Origin of the sequence: Phenylobacterium sp. (genome assembly GCF_028290885.1) — a bacterium.
GTDB lineage: Bacteria > Pseudomonadota > Alphaproteobacteria > Caulobacterales > Caulobacteraceae > Phenylobacterium.
This window is the reverse complement of the sequence record NZ_JAQGIZ010000208.1, coordinates 1-2,703: the sequence shown is the minus strand read 5'-3', so window position 1 is coordinate 2,703 and position 2,703 is coordinate 1. Positions and strand designations below refer to the sequence as shown.

At 68.7% G+C, this 2,703-nt stretch carries 4 protein-coding genes; 2 read left to right on the top strand and 2 right to left on the bottom strand.

The annotated features are described in order from the left end of the window. Positions 1–134 precede the first annotated feature (134 nt). Complete coding sequence (locus JWP28_RS14220; protein WP_299543871.1) at positions 135–404, bottom strand: hypothetical protein; 270 nt, start codon at positions 402–404, stop codon at positions 135–137. Positions 405–620: 216 nt separating this feature from the next. Next, positions 621–1,409 carry a competence/damage-inducible protein A gene (locus tag JWP28_RS14215; RefSeq protein ID WP_299543869.1) on the bottom strand — a complete coding sequence of 263 codons (789 nt, stop codon included), beginning with the start codon at positions 1,407–1,409 and terminating at the stop codon, positions 621–623. Positions 1,410–1,551: 142 nt separating this feature from the next. Here JWP28_RS14215 and JWP28_RS14210 point away from each other — a divergent pair, with 142 nt between their 5' ends. Both JWP28_RS14210 and sfsA read left to right on the top strand, forming a co-directional pair. Further along, the gene (locus JWP28_RS14210; protein WP_299543868.1) at positions 1,552–1,989 is read left to right on the top strand and encodes a low molecular weight phosphatase family protein; all 438 of its coding nucleotides are present in this window, start codon (positions 1,552–1,554) and stop codon (positions 1,987–1,989) included. Beyond that, positions 1,986–2,703: DNA/RNA nuclease SfsA (sfsA, locus tag JWP28_RS14205; RefSeq protein WP_299543866.1), on the top strand; the 718-nt coding region annotated here is incomplete at its 3' end. The genes JWP28_RS14210 and sfsA, both read left to right, overlap by 4 nt.

Below are 2,703 nucleotides of genomic sequence, written 5' to 3'. Positions count from 1 at the left end.
GCGCTTGCGGGTGGCTTTGGCGAACTTCGGAATCGATCAGGACACTAGCAAGGTCATGTTTCTAGTGTGCTTTTTGGATTTGAAGTTCGCTCGGCGGGTGGCCCGTGAATGCGGCGAACTTCAAATCCAGCACACTAGGGGCCGCCCCGCTTGGCCACGGTCTGGGCGCGCTCGAGCGCCTGGCGGTCTTCGAGCTTCTGGGCGTCGATCTGCGCCTGGGTGCGGCAGTGCTTGGTCGCCAACCGCGTGCCAAGCACCGGTTCGCTCTTGCAGACCAGCGCCGTCGGGTCGTTCTGCTTCTTGCTCGCCGCGGCGGCGGGTTTCGCGGCGGCGTCCGGCGCAGCCTGTAGCGTAGCGGTCGTGTCGGCCAGCAAAACGGCCGCCGCGAGAATTGCACTGATCATCTTACTCAGAGCTCCCCAATAACTTGTGATCCGGACGCATAGCGGATTGCCGGCCCGGCGCCAAATGACCCGGCCTCCACGCAGCATAGTCTCGATTTCGCGCAGGTTCGCGCCACGCCGGCTCAAAACGCGAAAAACAAGCGCGACGGCGCGGCCGCTGGGCACTACCGGTAGGTGTCGCCCTGCAGGCCGGCCAAAGATCGCGCGGGCGCCAAATTACGCCGTTGTCTCGGCTCCGGCCGCGTCCACTTCGCGCACGTTCTCGACCCCGGCTCCGCGCAGCGCCGCGATCAGCTCGCCGACGGTCGCCGACAGCTCGGCCGGATCGCGCCCGCGTAGCACTAGATTGGACCCGTAGCCGCCCTCGCCGAAGAACGGATAGCTCCCCAGCGACATGGCCGGATGCGCTTTCGCCACGGCCTCCAGCGGGGCCGCGATCACGCCTTCGCCGGCGCCCTCGACCCGGACCGTGCGCGAGACGGTCACCGCCCCGCCCCTCAGCCGCGGCCCCACGTCCTCCAGCATCCCGCGCATGATCTGCGGCACGCCGGCCAGCACGAAGACGTTGCCGATGGTGAAGCCGGGCGGGCCCTGCACCGGGTTCTTCACCAGCTCGCCGCCCACCGGCACCCGGGCCATCCGCCGCCGGGCCGCGTTAAGCTCCCCGCCCCAGCGCGCGCTCATCATGGCCAGGATGTCCGGGTGCTCGTAGAGCTCGACCCCGAAGGCCGCGGCCACCGCGTCGGCGGTGATATCGTCGTGGGTGGGCCCGATGCCGCCGGTGGTGATCACGTAGTCGTAGCGCCTGCGCAGCGCATCCAGCGCCGCCACGATCTCCTGGTGCACGTCCGGCACCGTGCGCGCCTCGGCCAGGTCCACACCGTGCACGCCGAGGTAGCGCGCGATGTCGCGCAGGTTGGTGTCCTGCGTCCGCCCCGACAGGATCTCGTCCCCGATGATCAGCACCGCGGCGGTGACGCGGCCGTCGTTCCCAGAATCCGCCATCCGCCGTTCGCGCCTCTCGGTGTTAGGGCTGCACTCTTCGAGAGTGCCGGTGAGCCTTAAGCCCATGACCAGATCGGAGGCCATAGCAGACTCGCCCCCATGGACTTAAGGACGGATCCGCTCCCCGCAACGAAGAACCGGCATGACATCCCGCCCGAAGACCGTCCTCTTCATCTGCAAGGGCAACTGGTTCCGCAGCCAGATGGCGGCGGCGATCTACAACCAGCTCACCGGCTCCACCGCCGCCGACTCGGTCGGGACCTATGCGGGCGCCCCGGACGAACCCGAGGGTCAAATCCTCGCCGACCTCTTCCCCACGCCGCACTTCTTCGAGACCATGGCGCGGTGCGGCATGGACGTGCGGTCCAACACCACGCGGCGGCTGCAGCCGGCCATGCTGGGCGCCTACGACCTCGTCGTCTCCATGGCCGAGGAGCCGTTCGTTCCCGGCTTCCTGCGCGACGCCGGCGACGTCATCTGGTGGGAGATCGAAAATCCGAAGGTCGTTGACGCGGCCGTGGCGGAAGACGTCTACGGCAGGGTCGAAGCCCTGGTCAGAGGCCTGATCGAGCGCCCATGAACTTCCCCTCCCCCCTCGCCCGCGGTGTCCTGGTCAGCCGCTACAAGCGCTTTTTCGCCGACGTGGCGCTCGACGACGGCGCCGAGATCACCGCCCACTGCCCTAATCCCGGCGCCATGCTGGGCCTCAACACGCCCGGACTGCGGGCCTACGTCTCCCGCTCCGAAGACCCCAAGCGCAAGCTGGCCCACACGCTGGAGCTGGTCGAGGCCGACGGCGGCCTGGTCGGCATCAACACCATGCACCCCAACCGCCTGGTCGCCGAGGCGCTGGCGGCCGACGCCATCCCCGAACTCACCGGCTACGCCACCCACCGGCGCGAGGTCCGCTATGGGACCAACTCCCGCGTGGACTTCCTGCTGGAGCATCCCGACCGGCCGCCGGCCTGGCTGGAGGTGAAGAACTGCCACCTGCGGCGCGCGGGCTCGCTGGCCGAATTCCCCGACTGCGTGGCGGCCCGGTCGCTGAAGCACCTGCGCGAGCTTTCGGCCATGGTCCGCGCGGGCCATCGCGCGGTCATGCTGTTCGTGATCCAGCGCACAGACTGCGACGAATTCGAAGCCTGCCACGATCTCGACCCCGCCTATGCCGCCGGGCTGCAAGACGCCGCGGCTCAGGGCGTTGAAGTTCTGTGCTATGATTGCGACATAAGCCCCGAGGCGATCCGCGTCGCCCGCCGAATTCCCTGGCGGGGCGCAACAGCGGGCGCGGAGT